The 965-nt window shown below is 52.5% G+C and carries 1 protein-coding gene; it reads left to right on the forward strand.

Annotated elements, in window-relative coordinates:
* The coding region (gene tuf, locus IM282_RS21770) for an elongation factor Tu (protein WP_058645277.1) at positions 1-965 on the forward strand (965 nt) is incomplete at both ends.

Raw genomic sequence — 965 nt, forward strand, 5'->3', positions numbered from 1 at the left:
CAGATCGATAACGCACCAGAAGAAAAAGCTCGTGGTATCACCATCAACACCTCTCACGTTGAGTATGACACCCCGACTCGCCACTACGCACACGTAGACTGCCCAGGCCACGCCGACTATGTTAAAAACATGATCACCGGTGCTGCGCAGATGGACGGCGCGATCCTGGTTGTTGCTGCGACTGACGGCCCTATGCCTCAGACTCGTGAGCACATCCTGCTGGGTCGTCAGGTAGGCGTTCCTTTCATCATCGTGTTCCTGAACAAATGCGACATGGTTGATGACGAAGAGCTGCTGGAACTGGTAGAGATGGAAGTTCGTGAACTGCTGTCTCAGTACGATTTCCCAGGCGACGATACTCCAATCGTTCGTGGTTCCGCGCTGAAAGCGCTGGAAGGCGACGCAGAGTGGGAAGCGAAAATCATCGAACTGGCTGGCTTCCTGGATTCTTACATCCCAGAACCAGAGCGTGCGATTGACAAGCCATTCCTGCTGCCAATCGAAGACGTATTCTCCATCTCCGGTCGTGGTACCGTTGTTACCGGTCGTGTAGAGCGCGGTATCATCAAAGTTGGTGAAGAAGTTGAAATCGTTGGTATCAAAGAGACTGCGAAGTCTACCTGTACTGGCGTTGAAATGTTCCGCAAACTGCTGGACGAAGGCCGTGCTGGTGAGAACGTTGGTGTTCTGCTGCGTGGTATCAAACGTGAAGAAATCGAACGTGGTCAGGTTCTGGCGAAGCCAGGCTCAATCAAGCCACACACCAAGTTCGAATCTGAAGTGTACATTCTGTCCAAAGACGAAGGCGGCCGTCATACTCCGTTCTTCAAAGGCTACCGTCCACAGTTCTACTTCCGTACAACTGACGTGACCGGTACCATCGAACTGCCAGAAGGCGTAGAGATGGTAATGCCAGGCGACAACATCAAGATGGTTGTGACTCTGATCCACCCAATCGCGATGGA

This window comes from Enterobacter cloacae complex sp. P29RS (genome assembly GCF_014893445.1).
In the GTDB taxonomy this organism is placed as follows: Bacteria; Pseudomonadota; Gammaproteobacteria; order Enterobacterales; family Enterobacteriaceae; genus Enterobacter; species Enterobacter intestinihominis.